The following is a 579-nucleotide window of genomic DNA, read 5'->3' on the forward strand; positions in this document are numbered from 1 at the left end:
GTCGCAAGACTTAAAGAAGAAAACGAAATTTTAAAAATTGCGGCCGTTTTGCTGGGCGAACATCGCAAGTAACACGTAAGACCCATTTTCCTATTGTCCAATCATTGCTAAAACAGCATTTTAAACTCATGATGGTGCTTCGCCTACTCAAAATACCCAAAAGCACCTACTTTGATTGGGTTCACTATACTGAGAGCCAACGACAACGAGAAGACACGATTTTAAAAGCTTTGTTGCGTGAAATTTGGCAAAATAACTATAAAGCTTATGGCGCGCCACGTCTGCGATTGGCATTAGCTGATCTGAATTTGCATCATGGAACCAACCGAGTTCGTCGTTTAATGCGAGAAGCTGGCATATACTCTGTCATGACTCGTCGATTTAACAAACCAACGACAACTGTTGATTATCGTCAACGTCCCAACTTAATCAGGCATTTACCCGAAGCCAATGCTTGGAGCATGGACATCACTTATTTAAAGTTGAGTAATGGTCAGTGGGTCTATTTAGCGTCAGTTTTAGAGTTACAAACGCGTAAGATATTAGCCCATCAAATCAGTGCCACGATGGATACCAAAT

Annotated in this window: 1 protein-coding gene; it reads left to right on the forward strand. The window is 41.3% G+C overall.

The genetic code is table 11. The annotated features are described in order from the left end of the window. Positions 1-128 precede the first annotated feature (128 nt). A partial coding sequence (locus BMG01_RS10760; RefSeq protein ID WP_143472308.1) for an IS3 family transposase occupies positions 129-579 on the forward strand: 451 nt, incomplete at its 3' end.

The sequence above is a fragment of the Leuconostoc sp. BM2 genome (assembly GCF_002095565.1).
Lineage (GTDB): Bacteria > Bacillota > Bacilli > Lactobacillales > Lactobacillaceae > Leuconostoc > Leuconostoc falkenbergense.